Raw genomic sequence first — 14,429 nt, 5'->3', positions numbered from 1 at the left:
GTCCCTATCATCTCCGGCCGCGCTGTTAAAGCTTTAGAAGCCCCACGTTATCGTACATCACTCCCGCGTCCCGGGGTCGGCACCGTCGCGACCGAGCACCGGAAGGCGGAGCGTGACGACGCTGCCGGTGGGGTCGTTCTCCGCGAACTCGATCGTCCCGCCGAGCAGCTCGACGGTCCAGCTGACCAGCCAGAGGCCGATCCCGCTGCCGTGTCGGAGGGGGGTCTCGCCGCCCGCTTCGAGGACCTCCCGTTCGACGGGCGGGATCCCCGGCCCGTTGTCCGTGACCGAGATCCGAACCGCCTCGCCCTCCACGGCCGCCTCGACGGTGACCGTCGGTTCGTCGTCGGTGTTGTGCTCGGCGGCGTTCTCGACGAGGTTGTGTATCGCCGTCCCCGCCGGCGAGCCACACGCGACGGCCGGGAGCTCCCCGACGACGAACGTCGTCCGGGGGTACTCGGACCGGAGCGACTCGACCGTGTTCGCGATCGTGCTATCGAGGCTGATCGCCGGCGGGTCCTCGTCGCTCCCTTCGGCCATCCGTTCGATCTGGGCGGCCTTGTCGCTGAGGTCCATGACCCGCGTCGCGCTCTCCTCGATCGCGCTCGCGTGGTCCCGATGGTCGTCCGCGATCCCCACGGCGTGGCCCCGAACGACCGTCATCTCGTTCCGGAGGTTGTGCCGGAGGATGCGGTGAAGCACCGAGAGGCGCTGGCGGTGGCGACGGCGTTCGGTCACGTCCCGGAGGACGACCGCCCGGCCAACGACCCGGTCGTGGTAGTCCTTCAAGATCGAGACCCGGACGTCGACGTACCGGGTGGTCTCTTCGTCCTCGATCGTCACCTCGGAGTCGCTTCCCGCCGGGGGGTCCCCGGGGTCGTAGCCCGGCACGACGTCGCTCGCCGGCCTCCCGACGACGTCGGTCGTGCCTGCGTCGAGCATCCCCCGTGCCGCGGGGTTCAGGTCCACCACGAACCCGCGGGAGTCGACGACGACGACCCCGTCGTCGATCCCCCCGACGACGAACTCGCTCGCGAGGCGGCTCGCGGACGGGTTGGCCTCGAGCAGCTTGCCCCGCGAGAGCGCGAACAGCAACACGGCCCCCGAGCCGGAGAAGGAGGCCGCCATCAGGTCGAGGCCGGCCCAGGGGGTCAGCCCGCTGAGATAGACGAGATGCGAGAGCCACGGCAGCGCGGCGCCGACGAGGAGGGCCGCGGCCTGGCTACGATACAGGAACGAGGAGCCGACCGCGAGCTGGGCGAACAGCAGCGACCCGACGGCCGCGAGGAGATACGCGTAGCCCACGGCGAGGAAGAACCACGGCCCCCAGACCGACTCGAGGACCAGATAGCCGTTGTGCTCGACGAGCGTCGCCGTCTCGCGGACGAGGCCATGCGAGCCGTTCGTCCACAGCAGCGCGATCGTGAGCGCCGGGAGGACCGACAGCCCCGCGACGATCGGGGCCCTGACGTACTGGTCGCGGCCGGTGTACTCGAGCGCGAAGACGATCCACAACACCGGCAGCGCCACGCTTCCGAACCACTGTAGTCGCGCCCAGAACAGCGTCCCGGCCAGCGTCCCCGAGAGGAGGGTGCCGAGATGCGTCGCGGACCACCAAGCCGCCGCGAGCATGAGGGCCGCGAGGCTGACCGCACCGGGTTCGGGCCGTTGGCGCCACGCCAGGGCCGCGACGCTCCCCGCGGCGAGCACCGCACCCACGATCAGCACGAACGTCGGCGTTAGCTGAACCATCTGACCATCGTCCGAAACGGCCGACCCGCTATACTCCCGCCACAGCCCGGCTCCTCTTATATGTTTTCTACTAGTGGAAGTTAAATCAAGCTCCGAAAGCCACTGCGGCGGCGAGACAGACGGCCATGAGGGGTGATTCGAGGTAGCTCGCGAGGCAGAGCCGGTCGATCGACCGGTCCCGGCCGAGACGCGCCACGAGCACGGAGGAGAACAGCATCGCCGGCGCGACGGCGAGCGCCGCCGTCGCGAGCACGTCGAGGAGGACCGCACCGCCGAGCAGCGCGAACGAGCAGGCGTTCACCGCCCCGAGGGCGGCCTGCGTCGGGCGAACACCGAGGGCGACCGGCAGGGTGCCGACGCCCTCCCGTCGGTCGCCCGCGACGTCGCGGACGTTGAACAGTTCGACGCCGACGACCGTCCGCAGGAAGAAGAAGCCGAGGACGACGGCCGCGCCCGCGCCGAACGAACGCCCCTCGAACGCGAGCGGCAGGAGCGCGAGGGGGACGGCCCACGCGAGGGCGACCGCGCCCGTCCCGACGACCAGCACGTCCTTCAGCCGGTCGGCCCCCGACCCGGGCAGCCAGCGGCTGCTGTAGAGCACGCCGAGGGCCCCCGGGAACAGCGCCAGCGCGAACGCCACCGGGCCGCCGAGGGCGGACAGACAGAGCGCCGCGAGGTAGGCGCCGGCCGAGAGCAGGCCGAAGAGCCGCTTTCGTGAGCCGAAGAAGGCGGCGCGGTCGGGGTCGTTGACCCCGTCCTCCGCGAGGTCGGTCAGCTTGTTGTGGTTGTAGACCGCGAGCGTCACCAGGAACGCCACCGCCGCGGCCACGTTCACCGGGATCGACAGCAGGAGCGAGACGACCGCGACCTTGCTCGCGCCCACCGCGGCCAGCAACAGCGAGCAGTGGACGCAGATCGCATATGCGCTCGCCGTGAGCCGTCCGGGGCGTGTTTCACGGAGGTGGCCGAACCACCGCCGGATCGTTTCGAGTTCGCGTCCGTTCGCGATCGAGAATCGTACCATTGCACTGGAACGATTGCGGACGCAAACAGATGTTTCTAGTGACAAGTCATCGGAAAAATACGTTGTTGCCGACCGTTTTCGACCGGTTCCGGTCGGTTCAGTCCTCGCCGTGTGCGCTCGAACGTCTCGATGGCCGCCTCGCGGCGTTCGGCATGGTCGGCGATCGGCTCCGACTCGTCCCAGGAGTGGATCGTCTCGGGGTCGACCCCGCGGAGCGAGGGGACGTACTCGTGGATGGACTCGGCGTCGGGACCGTGGCGCTCGCCCTGGGTCGTCGGGTTTACCACCCCGAAGTAGGCTGGGCGTCGGTGCCGGTGTTCGCGGCCTATTGCCAGCCGCCGGTGGCGTTCGCGGTGTCGTGATCCACCGGCTGCTCGCGGAATCGGGTGTAGCCCCCTCAGTAGATCAGTTCGTCGTCGCTCTCGACCATGTAGAGGGTGCGGGCGGCGATGTTGACGGCATGGTCCCCGACGCGCTCGAGGTCCCGGACGGTGAGCAGCAGGCGCGAGACCTCCCCGAAGAGTCGTTCCGTCTCGGCCCCGTCCATGTCGGTCTCGATCAGGTCCCGGATGACCAGCTCGCTCGCGCGCTCACAGAGGTCGTCGATCTCTTCGTCGCGCTCGGCGATCGCGTAGCAGGCCTCGACGTCCTCCTCGGCGTAGGCAGCCATCGCCTCGCCCAGGGCCTCGTCGACCCGCTCGCCGATGTGGCCGACGTCGACGTCAGGGTAGATCTCGCGTTCGGCGCGCCCCGCGTACTCGCCGAGGTTGGTCGCGAGGTCGGCGACGCGTTCGAGGTCGGTGATGATCTTGAAGGAGGCGGCGATGAAGCGCAGGTCGCCGGCGACGGGCTGCTGGAGCGCGATCAGGTCCGTACACTCGCGTTCGAGCTCGAGGTACGTCTCGTTTATCTCGTAGTCGCGCTCGATGACCTCCCGGCCGAGCGCCTCGTTTCGCTCCTCGAGGGCGCGCAACGCGATCCCGAGGCGCTCGCGCACCGTCTCGCCCATGTGGAGGACGTCCTCCCGGAGCCCCTCGAGCCGGTTCTGATACTCGTTTCGGGCCATCTATCCGAACTTCCCCGTGATGTAGTCCTCGACCTCCCGGTGCTCCGGGTTCTCGAAGATCTTCGTGGTATCGTCGAACTCGACGAGCTTTCCGCCGGTAAGGAACACGGCGGTCTTGTCGCTGATTCTCGCCGCCTGTTGCATGTTGTGGGTGACGATCACGACCGTATAGTCGCGTGCCAGCTCGTCGATCAGGTCCTCGATCTTCGAGGCGGCGACGGGGTCGAGCGCGCTCGTCGGCTCGTCCATCAGCAGTACCTCGGGGTCCGGTGCGATCGCCCGGGCGATACAGAGACGCTGTTGTTGGCCCCCCGAGAGGTCGAGCCCGGACGAATCGAGCTTCCCCTCCACCTCGTCCCACAGCGCCGCCCCGCGCAGCGCCTGCTCGACGTCCTCGTCGGTCGCCGACTGGCCCTGCACTTCGAGCCCGTAGCTGACGTTGTCCCTGATGCTCTTCGGGAACGGATTGGGCTTCTGGAACACCATCCCGACCGTCCGGCGCAGCGCGACGGGGTCGACGTCCTCGTCGTAGACGTCCTTGCCGCGAAAGACCAACTCACCTTCGACACGACAGACGTCGATGAGGTCGTTCATCCGGTTGATCGAGCGCAGGAACGTCGACTTCCCACAGCCCGACGGGCCGATGATCGCCGTCACCTTGTGTTCGGGAACCTCGATCGAGACGTCCTGAAGGGCCGGTTCGTCGCCGTAGTAGACGTCGAGGTCTCGTGCCGCGAGGACCGTCTCGTCGGGCCGGGCGGATCGTTCGGTTTCGCTGCTCGATACCTCGGTCGATATGAGTGGTTCGTTTTCCTTTGTTGCCATTTCAAACACCCGTTTCGTAGCGGTTGCGCACGAAGAACGCGAGGCCGTACATCCCGACGAGGATCAACAGCAGGATCAGGATGCCGAGCGCGGCCAGGTGGTGGAACTCGGTGATCGGCCGGAACGACCAGTAGTAGATCATCGTCGGCATCGACCCGAACAGATCCGTCGGGCCGGGCGACTGGCGCGCTTCGAGCACCGCTCCGACCATGATCAGCGGCGCGGTCTCCCCGATCGCGCGTGCGAGCGCGAGGATCGTTCCGGTGACGATCCCGGGAAGTGCGGCCGGGAGCACGACGCCCCGGATCGTCTGCCAGCGGGTCGCGCCGGTCGCGAGCGAGCCGTGGCGAACGCCGTCGGGCACCGCCCGCAGCGCCTCCTGGCTCGCGACGATCACGATCGGGACGACCAGCAACGCGAGCGCGAGCGCGCCGGCGATGAGGATCTCGCCCAGTCGGAGCCCGTTGACGAAGACGCCGAGCGCAAGTAGTCCATAGACGACCGACGGGACGCCGGCGAGGTTCGTCAGGTTCGCCTCGATGAGGCGGGTGATCCGGCTTCTCGGTGCGTACTCCTCCAGATAGGTCGCGGTGGCGACGCCGAGGAAAAACGAGAAGACCAACGTGAAGAGAACGAGCCAGATCGAGCCGATGATCGCGGGCAGGAAGCCGGCGTTCTCCCAGTTGCGCGAGGCGCCGCTACTGACGAACGTCCCGACGTCGATGCCGATGACGACGACCCCGACCGCCGTTTCGAGCAGGACGTCGAGGATCAACAGCGCGAGCATCACCACGCCGAACAGCGCGGCCGACACGAGCGTGGCGTGAAACAGCAGCTCCTTGCGCTTGACCCACGTCAGGTCGATGTCCGAAAGCAGATCCGAGCCGGTGTCCGTGCTCATGCGAGCCACCCCCGGTGGCGAGTATGAGTAGGGAGCAACTGCATTGTGACTGAACTCATGCGAACCGCCTCCATGCGGTTCGGATGGCCGGCGATGTCGTAACCGGGATCATTGGTACACCTCGCGATACCGCCGTTTGATGTAGTCGTTGACGAGGTTCGCCGCGAGCGTCATCAGGAACAACACCAGTCCGACGGCGAAGAGGCTCTGATAGGTGACCGAGCCGACCAGCGCGGTCGAGCGGGCGCTGGTCACCATGTAGGCGGTCATCGTCTGGACCTCCGCCAGCGGGTTCGCGGTGAGGTTCGGGGTCGCGCCGGCTGCCAGCGTCACGGCCATCGTCTCGCCGATCGCCCGCGAGACCGCGAGGATATAGGAGGCGAACACGCCGGAGATCGACGCCGGTAGTACGACGCTCGCCGAGACCTTGTACTTCGAGGCCCCGAGCGCGTACGCGCCGTTTCTGAGTTCGTCGGGAACGGAGTTCATCGCGTCCTCGGAGATCGAGGCGACCATCGGGATCGTCATGATCCCGACGACGACCATCCCCGCGAGCGCGTTGTTGCGCCCGACCGAGAGCCCGAAGACCTCGAGAACGGGTCGCAACAGCACCGGCGTGACGAACGAGACGGCGAAGAAGCCGTAGACGATCGTCGGAACGCCCGCGAGAACTTCGAGAGTGGGTTTGAGGTACTTGCGGGTTCGCGTGCCCGCGTACTCCGAGAGGTACAGCGCCGCCGCGGTCCCGATGGGAATCGAGACGAACGCCGCCCCGACCGTGATCAGGATCGTCGCGGAGATCAGCGTCGGAATGCCGAACCGCGGGTCGTCTGCGTGGGAGGGACGCCACTGGGAGTCGGTAAAGAACTCGGTAAACGTGACTCGCTGGGTCAGTCCGTCCATCCCGAGGTTGAGAATCGAGGTACTGACCCACTCGGAAAACGTCGCGTCGAAGAAGAAGCCCCACGTGTTGTCGAAGAGCACGGCGAAGATCGCGATCGTCGTCAACACGGTGATGCTCGTCGCCCCAAGGAGGATCCGACGGATCATGCGGTCGCGTCGCTGATCGCCCGAAGCGATGTCCTCCGTGATCCCCGACGGTTGGCCTGTGTCCGTACTCATCTAACTCGTCCCCCGTTATTCGTCGTCCTCGTCGTCCCCGTCGTTGCCATCCTCGACCTCGGCGCCGCCCTCGCCGGGCTCGCCGCCGAGCTCGGTGAAGTAGCCGACCCCGCCCCAGCCGAAGGCGTACTGGCTCTCGGCGACCCCCTCCATGATCGATCCGGTGTCGGTGTGGGCGCTGTAGTCGGTCCGGATGGAGCCGATCTCGCCGTTGATCTCGCGGGTGAAGTAGTCGAACGTCCCCGAGTCGTCGTCCCGTCCCCAGAGGTCGATCTCCTCGTCGGGATACTCGTCGTCGATGTCGCTCCAGGCCGTGATCTCGGACTCGTACCGCCAGACCGCGTGGAGGTCGTCGAGGGTGATCTCGTCCATCCAGTCGTTGTCGGCGTGTTTGACGACTGCCAGCCCGTCCCAGCCGATCTCGTAGTGGGAGTACTCGACGCCGTTCTCCTCGGCGACCTCGGCCTCCTCGTCGAGGATCTCCCGGCTCGCGCTCTGGATGTCCGAGCCACCGGTCGCGAAATCCTGAAAGCCCGCACCGGTCCCCTCGGGGTTGACCGCGACGCTCACGCCCTCGTGTTCGTTCTCGAAGTCCTCGCCCGCTGCCGAGGTGATCGGCGCGACCGTGTTCGAGCCCGAACAGTCGATCGTCCCGCCGTCGATGTCGTCGGGGTCGACCTCGACACCGAGGTCGTCGAGTACGGCCTGGAACTCCTCCATGTTCTGATCGCGGGTCTCGTCGTCGGTCGCGTAGTAGCCCGTATCGCGGGCGAACTCGTGCTGGTTCTCGAAGTAGAACTGGACGTACGAGCCGATCAGGTCCGGGTTCTCCTCGAGGGTCGCGTGGTTGACGAAGATGAACAGCGGCCTGGTCAGCGGCGAGTAGACGCCGCTCTCGATGTTCTCCTCGGTCGGGTGGTAGAACTCCCCGTCCTCGTCGCTCTCGACGGCGACCGTCTCGATCGCCGCCTCCGACCCCGCCTGGTCCTCGAGGAAATCGGTACACCCGGCCAGTCCGATCGCCCCGGACGCGCCCACGGCAGTCAAGAACTTCCGCCTCGTCGTCCCCGTAGCCGATGGATCAGTTGCCATCATCACCACCGTTCCCGAGAGATGGTAAATACTCTTCTAAGAGATATATATAGTAGAATGTAGATACATATATCTCTACTTCCCGGGACGTATTCCGATCGCGACCATAGCGATCTTAGAACCCATATCGTCGTACAAACGCCCTTGTATCCGTTTTATCCGCACTCACGAGATCCACCGACTGATACGATCGTTCGTGATACCGAGGTCATCGGACAATAGTAAGTCGGTCCGTTCGGGGCCGATCGCCGAACTGTGATCTCTATACCCGGCTCTGACTGAAGTATATAGATTCAGAAGAGCTTATGTAGGGGCGAGCGAACAGGGGGTGCATGGAGGTCCGTAAGGTCCAGATCACGGGCGGGTCGACCTACACCGTCTCGTTGCCCAAGGAGTGGGCGACCGAGACCGGAATCGAGGCGGGAAGCGAGCTAGCGTTCTACCCGGAGGGCGACACCCTCGTCGCCGCGCCCTCGAGTGTGGCCATCGAAGCCAGCACGACCCTCGCGACCGAGGACGCGAGCCCCGGGGAGCTCGAGAGCCGGATCGTCACCCTCTACATCAACGGCTTCGACGAGATCGCCCTCGAGGGCGATCGGATCGCGACCGACCAGCGTCGTGCGATCCGGTCGGCGGCAACCGACCTCGTGGGCTTCGAGGTCAGCGCCGAGACCGAGGACCGGATCGTCCTCCAGGACTTCCTCGATTCCTCGGAGCTCTCGTTACACAACACCGTCATGCAGATGCGCCTGCTCTCGCTGTCGATGCTCGAGGAGGCGGCCGAGGGGCTGCTCGAGGGGGAGCCCGTGCGGGCGGCGGCGTTCGCCGAGCGCGACGACGACGTCGACCGGCTGTGGTACGTCACCTCGCGGCTGTTTCGCTCCGTGTTGCGCGATCCGCGGGCGGCCGCCGCGATCGACCTCGGGCGCGAGACCTGCTTCGACTACCGGACGTGTGCGAGACAGATCGAGCGGATCGCGGACCATTCGGTCAAGATCGCGGGCCACGTCGAGGAGCTGGACGGGCTCCCCGAGGGCGTTCGCGAGCCGCTCGCGGCGCTCGAAACCGAGTCCCGCGAGACCGTCGAGAACGCGATGGACGCCTTCCTCGTCGAGGACTCCGACCGGGCGACGGAGCTCGCGACGGCGACGCTCGCCCGGTCGGCGGGGATCGACGCCCGGACCCGGACGATCGACGAACGCCTCAGAAGCGTCGACCCGACCGACGCCCAGCTGCTGGGGCTGATCGTCGACTCGCTGTCGCGGATCGGCGACTACGGGGCGAACATCGCCGAGACCGCCCTCCAGAAGGCTACGCCCGCGCCCGCGGCGACGGGCGTCCGTCGCTGAGGGCGCTCAGGCGTAGCTTCGCTCGGCGAACTCGAGGATGCGGTCGGACTCGGGCATCGTCACCCCACGCTCCTCGTCGACCAACACCGGCACGCCCCGCTGGCCGGAGACCCGTTTGACCTCGTTTCGCTTCGAATGCAGCGCCTCGGTCCAGATCGTCTCGTACTCGACGCCGAGCTCGTCGAGCCGGTCGGCGACCTTTTCGCAGTGCGGACAACCATCGAGCTGGTACAGCGTGACTGACATACCGGGTAGTGACGCGCCACCGGTAAAAAGTCAGCCCGTCATGCAATATCCTTTTATCTGAATTCAACAATTCTTATCCATGCATCGAAGCGCCGCCGCGGAGCACTCCCTCGACCGGGACGCCCGGTCCTACCGCTACTACCGGAACGCCGTCGAGCGCCACTGGGACCCCGCGGAGATCGACCTGAGCACGGATCGCGAACGGATCGGGAAGCTCGACGAGGCGACCTTCACGGACCTCAGGCGGACGCTGGCGCTGTTCGGCGCGGGCGAGGAGGCCGTCACCGAGGACCTCGCGCCGCTGTCGGTCGTCATGGAGGGGATCGAGGACCAGATGTTCGTCACGACCCAGCTCTACGAGGAGGCCAAACACACCGACTTCTTCGACCGCTACTGGCGGGAGGTGATCAACCCCGCGGAGGACGACCGCGGGCTCGAACGGAGCTCGCCGCTCGACGACCGCTGGTTCTTCGACGCCTACCACGAGCTGTTCGGGCGAAACGAGGCGGCCATGGACCGACTGCTCACGGAGGACACGCCCGCGAACCGCGTGCGGGCGCTCTGTCACTACCACCTGACGATCGAGGGGATCATGGCCCAGACGGGCTACTACGCCGTCCAGACCAACTACAGCGGCGAGATCCCCGAACTGCCCCTGATCCCGGGGCTGGTCGACGGGTTCGCGGAGATCCGCGGCGACGAGGGTCGCCACGTCGGGTTCGGGATGGCGAAGCTGAAGGAGCTGCTCGGGGAGGGCGTCCCGATCGACGTCGTCCACGGGACGGTCAACAACCTGTTGCCGCTGACCCAGGAGGTGGCCGCGACCGCGGCCGCGAGCGAGGACGGGGCCGGCCTCGACGAGGGGGACCTCACCACCTACGCCGCCGAGAAACACCTCCAGCGTATGGAGCAGCTCTCGGACGCGAGCGCCGAGATCCCCGACGTCGAGGAGCTGGTGGCGGTCGAGCGACCCGCTGATTTTTAGTGGCGAGCGTCCGTGTCCGTGGTATGCACGGACAACCCGAGGTGAGTTTTCGGTGAGCGAACGCGAGATCCACCTGCCGGTGGCCGCCCAGTCGGGCGTCGAGACGATCGTCTCGTACACCCAGCAGGCCGAACGAACGGGCTACGACCGCGTCTGGCTGCCCGAGACCTGGGGGCGCGACGCCGTGAGCGTCCTCACGGTGCTCGCCGAGCGCACCGATTCCGTAGAGCTGGGCTCGAGCATCCTCCCCGTCTACTCGCGCTCGCCGGCGCTGCTCGGCCAGACCGCCGCCACCCTCCAGGAGGTCTCGGAGGGGCGATTCAGGCTCGGAATCGGGCCGAGCGGCCCCGCGGTGATCGAGGGCTGGCACGGCGCGGCGTTCGACCGGCCGCTCAGGTACACCCGCGAGACCGTCGAAATCGTCAAACGGGTGCTCTCGGGCGAGTCCGTCGAGTACGACGGCGATCTGTTCCAGCTCTCGGGTTTCCGGCTCCGCGGTGAGCCGCCCGAGGACCCCCCGGAAATCGACGCCGCGGGGCTGGGGCCGAAGTCGGTCGAGCTCGCCGGCCGGTTCGCCGACGGCTGGCACGCCGTCGTCTTCACGCCAGACGGGCTCCGCGAGCGCCTCGCCGATCTCGAACGCGGCGCCGAGCTGGGCGATCGCGACCCGGACGACGTGCGGACGACCCTCTCGCTGCCCTGCTGTGCGCTGGAGGACCGCGAGCGCGCCCGGCGACTGGCTCGCCAACATATCGCCTTCTACGTCGGCGGGATGGGGACCTACTACCGGGAATCGCTGGCCCGCCAGGGTTACGGGGAGGTAGCCGAGGCCGTCGCGACGGCGTGGGGAAGCGGTGATCGTGAGGAGGCACTGGCGGCGATCCCCGACGGCCTGCTCGACGAGCTCTGTGCGGCGGGCACGCCCGAGGAGGCCCGCGAGGGGGTCGAGCGGTTCGAGTCCGTCGAGGGGCTCGACGCCGTCGCGGTCAGCTTCCCGCGGGGCGCGAGCGAGGACGAGATCGAGGCGACGATCGGGGCGCTCGCGCCGTAGATCGGCGTAAGATTTTTACGAACCGTGAGTATAGCATCGGATGCATTCGAGGTGAACAGCCATGGCGCTGCCGACGAACGCGACCAGCACATGGAACCAAGGCCTCGACCTGCCCTCCCGGATCTTCGGCGAGGGCGGCGGAACCGACTACGAACTGTACGAGGAGGACGGCGAGTTCGTCCTCAGCGTCGACATGCCCGGCTTCGAGCGCGAGGCGATCGACCTCGCGTGGAACGACGGCGTGTTGAACGTCGCCGCCGAGCACGTCGACGACGAGCGCGGGCGAAAGCGGACCTACCATCGCCGGTTCCGCTTCCCGCGTGACGTCGACGAGGACGGCATCGCCGCGACGTACAGGAACGGCGTCCTGAAGGTCCGGCTCCCGATCGCCGAGGAGTCGACCCCGCACGGAAAGACGATCCCGATCGAGGAGTAACGGCCGAGCGGCCGCCCCGTCTCGGGATCCCGTTCTGTAGAACGCGGTTTTCGCCGTCGCTCATCGCGTAGTCCCGGCTACGTCATCGACGGCGTCGGCTCCTCGCCGTCGGCGTAGAAGGTCCCGTGGAAGTCGAAGGGGAGCGCGTGGGGGAGGTACGCGCGCGCGATCTCCTCGAACCCCGCGGCGTCGAGAACGAGCACGCAGGAACGTTCCTCCTCGACGTCGAGCGCGACCGAGATGAGGACGCCGTCGTCCTCCTCCTCGGCGTCGGGACGCGGGACGAACAGCGGCTCGCCGGGGTGTAGCTCCGCCTCTCTCCACTCCTCGTTCGTCCCGTGCTCGACGTCGACCTTGTGCAGGCGGTCGTTGAAGCTTCCCGCTTCCGAGCCGACGCCGTAGCAGAACCGATAGGGGTGGAGGTTCGCCTCGGCGTAGTTGGTGGTCGGGAACTCGATGTCCTCCTCGAAGAGCGTCCGGCCCTCCGCCTCCCCCGCCTCGAGGTCGATCCGGTAGCGTCGGAGCTCGCCGTCCGGGACCTCGGGGGCGCGCGATCGGAGGTTCGCGAGCGAGAGCGACTCCACGACCGAGTGGTCCTCGAAGGCGACCAGGTCGACGAACAGCTCGTCGCCGCGCTCGAAGGCGTCGACGTGGTGGAAGGTGAAGAAGGGCGGGACGGTCGGTTCGGCGACGACCTCCCCCTCGCGTCGGTCGACGACGAGGAACCGGGTGTCGCGCTCGGGGTACCACCGGAAGCTCTCGGCGAACGGGCGCGAGTCGAGCAGGCGGCGCGGGGAGGTCGTGAAGGGGTGTTCGGTGAGCACGGCGTAGTGGTCGGTGAGCGCGAAGCTGTGCATGTAGGCGGGTTCGTCGCGCTCGACGTGGGCGACCGTCTCGGCGGGGCCGTCGTCGGGGTCGTGATAGAGGACGTAGCCCGAGTCGCGGCCGTAGTCGATCCCGAGGCCGACCCACTCCTCCTGGTGGAAGTCGTAGTGGTCGTGCGCGAGGGTGCCGGTCCCCTCGACGCTCCCGTCGTGCGTGCCGAGCGTCGAGAGGTCGACGGGGTCGAAGGCGACCTCGCGTGCGGTCTCGGTCACCGCGCGGTGTTCGCCGTCGCGGTGACGGACCGTCAGCGAGGCGTTATCGGTTCGGGCCCCGCCCAGCAGGCCCCGCAGTCGCCCGAGGAACGACCAGTCGGGGTTCGTCCCGAACTCGGGATACCGGAGCTCGCCCTCCCGGGCCGCCCGGTAGGCGTCGCTCTCGAGGAAGCGACTCGAGTACTCGATCCCGTCATCGAACCGGAAGCGCCGCAGCAGTGCGAACCCGTCGAACCAGTGGGTCAGGTCGCGGTCGCCGACCTCGAAGTCGCCGGGGCCGTTGCGGTAGAGCGTCCCCGAGAGCCACTCCGGGAGCTCGCCCGCGACGTCGAGTTCGACCGGATCCGTCTCCTCGTCGAACGACTCGAATCCCAAACGGTGGTCTGCCATACGCGGGACGACGCTCCCCCGGCGCATAGTTCTGGTCCCGTTTTATGGGGCCGGCGCCCCGAGTCGGGGACGTGAAAGCCATCAGGATCGAGGCGTTCGGCGACAGTGGCGCGCTCGAACCACGGGAAGTCGAGCGACCCGAGCCCGGGTCGGGGGAGGTACTGCTCGAGGTGCGCGCGGCGGGGATCAACTTCGCGGACGTCATGCAGCGTCGGGGCGAGTATCCCGGCGGTCCACAGCCACCCTTCACGCCCGGCATGGAGGCCGCGGGCGTCGTCGAGGAAGCGGGCGACGGGGTCGACTTGGAGGCGGGTGATCGGGTCGTCGGGATGATCGGCCAGGGCGGCTACGCGGAGTACGCCGTCGCCGACGCGGGGGCGCTGTTTCCGGTCCCCGAGGGGATGGGCTTCGAGGAGGCCGCGGGCTTCCCGGTCCAGTATCTCACCGCGCACAACTGCCTGTTCGAGTGGGGCGGGCTGGAGCGCGAGGCGCAGGGCGCCTCGGAAAACGCGAGCGGGCAAAGCCCGCGAGCGGACGGCGAACGGGTGCTGATCCACGCGGCCGCTGGCGGCGTCGGAACGGCGGCCGTCCAGCTGGCCTCCAGAGCGGGCGCGGAGGTGTTCGGCACCGCGAGCACCCCCGAGAAGCTCGACCTCGCCGCGGAGCTGGGCTGTGATCACCCGATTAACTACACCGAGACGGAGTTCGCGGAAGAAGTGGACGAGATCACCGACGAGGGGCTCGATCTCGTGCTCGACGGCGTGGGCGGCGAGAGCTTCGAGCGGAGCGTCGAGACGCTCGCGCCGTTCGGCCGGGTCGTGACCTACGGGGTCGCGAGTGGCGAGCCCGGCGTCGTCGAGACCCCGGAGCTGTTCTTCGGCAACCACTCGGTGATCGGCTACCACCTCGGCCGAGCGAGCCAGCAGGCACCAGAGAGAGTGTTCTCGGCCGTCGAGGACCTCACCGAGGGCTTTTCATCGGGCGAGCTGGGGGTCGTCGTCGGCGAGACGTTCGACCTAGAGGAGGCGGCCGACGCCCACGCCTTCATCGAGAACCGCGAGAGCAGCGGGAAGGTCGTACTTATTCCATAAAT

General features: G+C 67.6%; 14 protein-coding genes and 1 pseudogene. 5 read left to right on the top strand and 10 right to left on the bottom strand.

Annotated features, from left to right (window positions below; genetic code table 11):
• Positions 1 to 57: 57 nt before the first annotated feature.
• The 8 genes and pseudogenes from WOA58_RS04085 to WOA58_RS04050 form a co-directional block, all read right to left on the bottom strand.
• Complete coding sequence (locus tag WOA58_RS04085) at positions 58 to 1,752, bottom strand: histidine kinase N-terminal 7TM domain-containing protein (protein ID WP_340602884.1); 1,695 nt, start codon at positions 1,750 to 1,752, stop codon at positions 58 to 60.
• Positions 1,753 to 1,837: 85 nt separating this feature from the next.
• Positions 1,838 to 2,776 (bottom strand): UbiA family prenyltransferase, encoded by a 939-nt coding sequence (locus WOA58_RS04080; RefSeq protein ID WP_340602883.1) that lies wholly within the window; start codon positions 2,774 to 2,776, stop codon positions 1,838 to 1,840.
• A 35-nt stretch (positions 2,777 to 2,811) separates the two neighbouring features.
• A pseudogene (locus WOA58_RS04075) lies at positions 2,812 to 3,170 on the bottom strand (FAD-binding domain-containing protein); the annotation flags it as partial.
• 3 nt (positions 3,171 to 3,173) lie between these two features.
• Positions 3,174 to 3,842: a phosphate signaling complex protein PhoU gene (gene phoU / locus WOA58_RS04070; RefSeq protein WP_340602882.1), complete on the bottom strand. Its 669-nt coding sequence runs from the start codon at positions 3,840 to 3,842 to the stop codon at positions 3,174 to 3,176.
• Positions 3,843 to 4,667: a phosphate ABC transporter ATP-binding protein PstB gene (gene pstB / locus WOA58_RS04065; RefSeq protein WP_340602881.1), complete on the bottom strand. Its 825-nt coding sequence runs from the start codon at positions 4,665 to 4,667 to the stop codon at positions 3,843 to 3,845. It lies immediately after the preceding gene.
• Position 4,668: 1 nt separating this feature from the next.
• On the bottom strand, positions 4,669 to 5,568 hold the full coding sequence (gene pstA, locus WOA58_RS04060) for a phosphate ABC transporter permease PstA (RefSeq protein WP_340602880.1): 900 nt from the start codon (positions 5,566 to 5,568) through the stop codon (positions 4,669 to 4,671).
• A 108-nt stretch (positions 5,569 to 5,676) separates the two neighbouring features.
• Positions 5,677 to 6,690 (bottom strand): phosphate ABC transporter permease subunit PstC, encoded by a 1,014-nt coding sequence (pstC, locus tag WOA58_RS04055; RefSeq protein ID WP_340602879.1) that lies wholly within the window; start codon positions 6,688 to 6,690, stop codon positions 5,677 to 5,679.
• A gap of 15 nt (positions 6,691 to 6,705) precedes the next feature.
• Complete coding sequence (locus WOA58_RS04050; RefSeq protein WP_340602878.1) at positions 6,706 to 7,782, bottom strand: substrate-binding domain-containing protein; 1,077 nt, start codon at positions 7,780 to 7,782, stop codon at positions 6,706 to 6,708.
• Positions 7,783 to 8,114: 332 nt separating this feature from the next.
• Here WOA58_RS04050 and WOA58_RS04045 point away from each other — a divergent pair, with 332 nt between their 5' ends.
• Positions 8,115 to 9,131 (top strand): phosphate uptake regulator PhoU, encoded by a 1,017-nt coding sequence (locus WOA58_RS04045; protein ID WP_340602877.1) that lies wholly within the window; start codon positions 8,115 to 8,117, stop codon positions 9,129 to 9,131.
• 6 nt (positions 9,132 to 9,137) lie between these two features.
• Here WOA58_RS04045 and WOA58_RS04040 read toward each other — a convergent pair whose 3' ends face one another.
• Positions 9,138 to 9,377, bottom strand: coding sequence for a glutaredoxin family protein (locus WOA58_RS04040; RefSeq protein ID WP_340602876.1), 240 nt, complete (start codon positions 9,375 to 9,377; stop codon positions 9,138 to 9,140).
• A gap of 79 nt (positions 9,378 to 9,456) precedes the next feature.
• On the opposite strand from WOA58_RS04040, the gene WOA58_RS04035 reads away from it, so the two are divergent.
• The 3 genes from WOA58_RS04035 (at position 9,457) to WOA58_RS04025 (ending at position 11,849) form a co-directional block, all read left to right on the top strand.
• Positions 9,457 to 10,362: a ribonucleotide-diphosphate reductase subunit beta gene (locus WOA58_RS04035; protein ID WP_340602875.1), complete on the top strand. Its 906-nt coding sequence runs from the start codon at positions 9,457 to 9,459 to the stop codon at positions 10,360 to 10,362.
• 52 nt (positions 10,363 to 10,414) lie between these two features.
• Complete coding sequence (locus tag WOA58_RS04030; RefSeq protein WP_340602874.1) at positions 10,415 to 11,413, top strand: TIGR04024 family LLM class F420-dependent oxidoreductase; 999 nt, start codon at positions 10,415 to 10,417, stop codon at positions 11,411 to 11,413.
• A gap of 61 nt (positions 11,414 to 11,474) precedes the next feature.
• Positions 11,475 to 11,849 carry an Hsp20/alpha crystallin family protein gene (locus WOA58_RS04025; RefSeq protein WP_340602873.1) on the top strand — a complete coding sequence of 125 codons (375 nt, stop codon included), beginning with the start codon at positions 11,475 to 11,477 and terminating at the stop codon, positions 11,847 to 11,849.
• A 77-nt stretch (positions 11,850 to 11,926) separates the two neighbouring features.
• Here the strand turns inward: WOA58_RS04025 and WOA58_RS04020 are convergent, their stop codons facing one another.
• Positions 11,927 to 13,336, bottom strand: a complete 1,410-nt coding sequence (locus WOA58_RS04020; RefSeq protein ID WP_340602872.1) for a carotenoid oxygenase family protein — start codon at positions 13,334 to 13,336, stop codon at positions 11,927 to 11,929.
• A gap of 71 nt (positions 13,337 to 13,407) precedes the next feature.
• On the opposite strand from WOA58_RS04020, the gene WOA58_RS04015 reads away from it, so the two are divergent.
• Positions 13,408 to 14,427, top strand: a complete 1,020-nt coding sequence (locus tag WOA58_RS04015; RefSeq protein ID WP_340602871.1) for a quinone oxidoreductase family protein — start codon at positions 13,408 to 13,410, stop codon at positions 14,425 to 14,427.
• The last annotated feature ends 2 nt before the right edge of the window (positions 14,428 to 14,429 follow it).

It is taken from the genome of Halalkalicoccus tibetensis (genome assembly GCF_037996645.1).
GTDB lineage: Archaea > Halobacteriota > Halobacteria > Halobacteriales > Halalkalicoccaceae > Halalkalicoccus > Halalkalicoccus tibetensis.
This window is presented reverse-complemented; position numbering and strand designations above follow the sequence as displayed.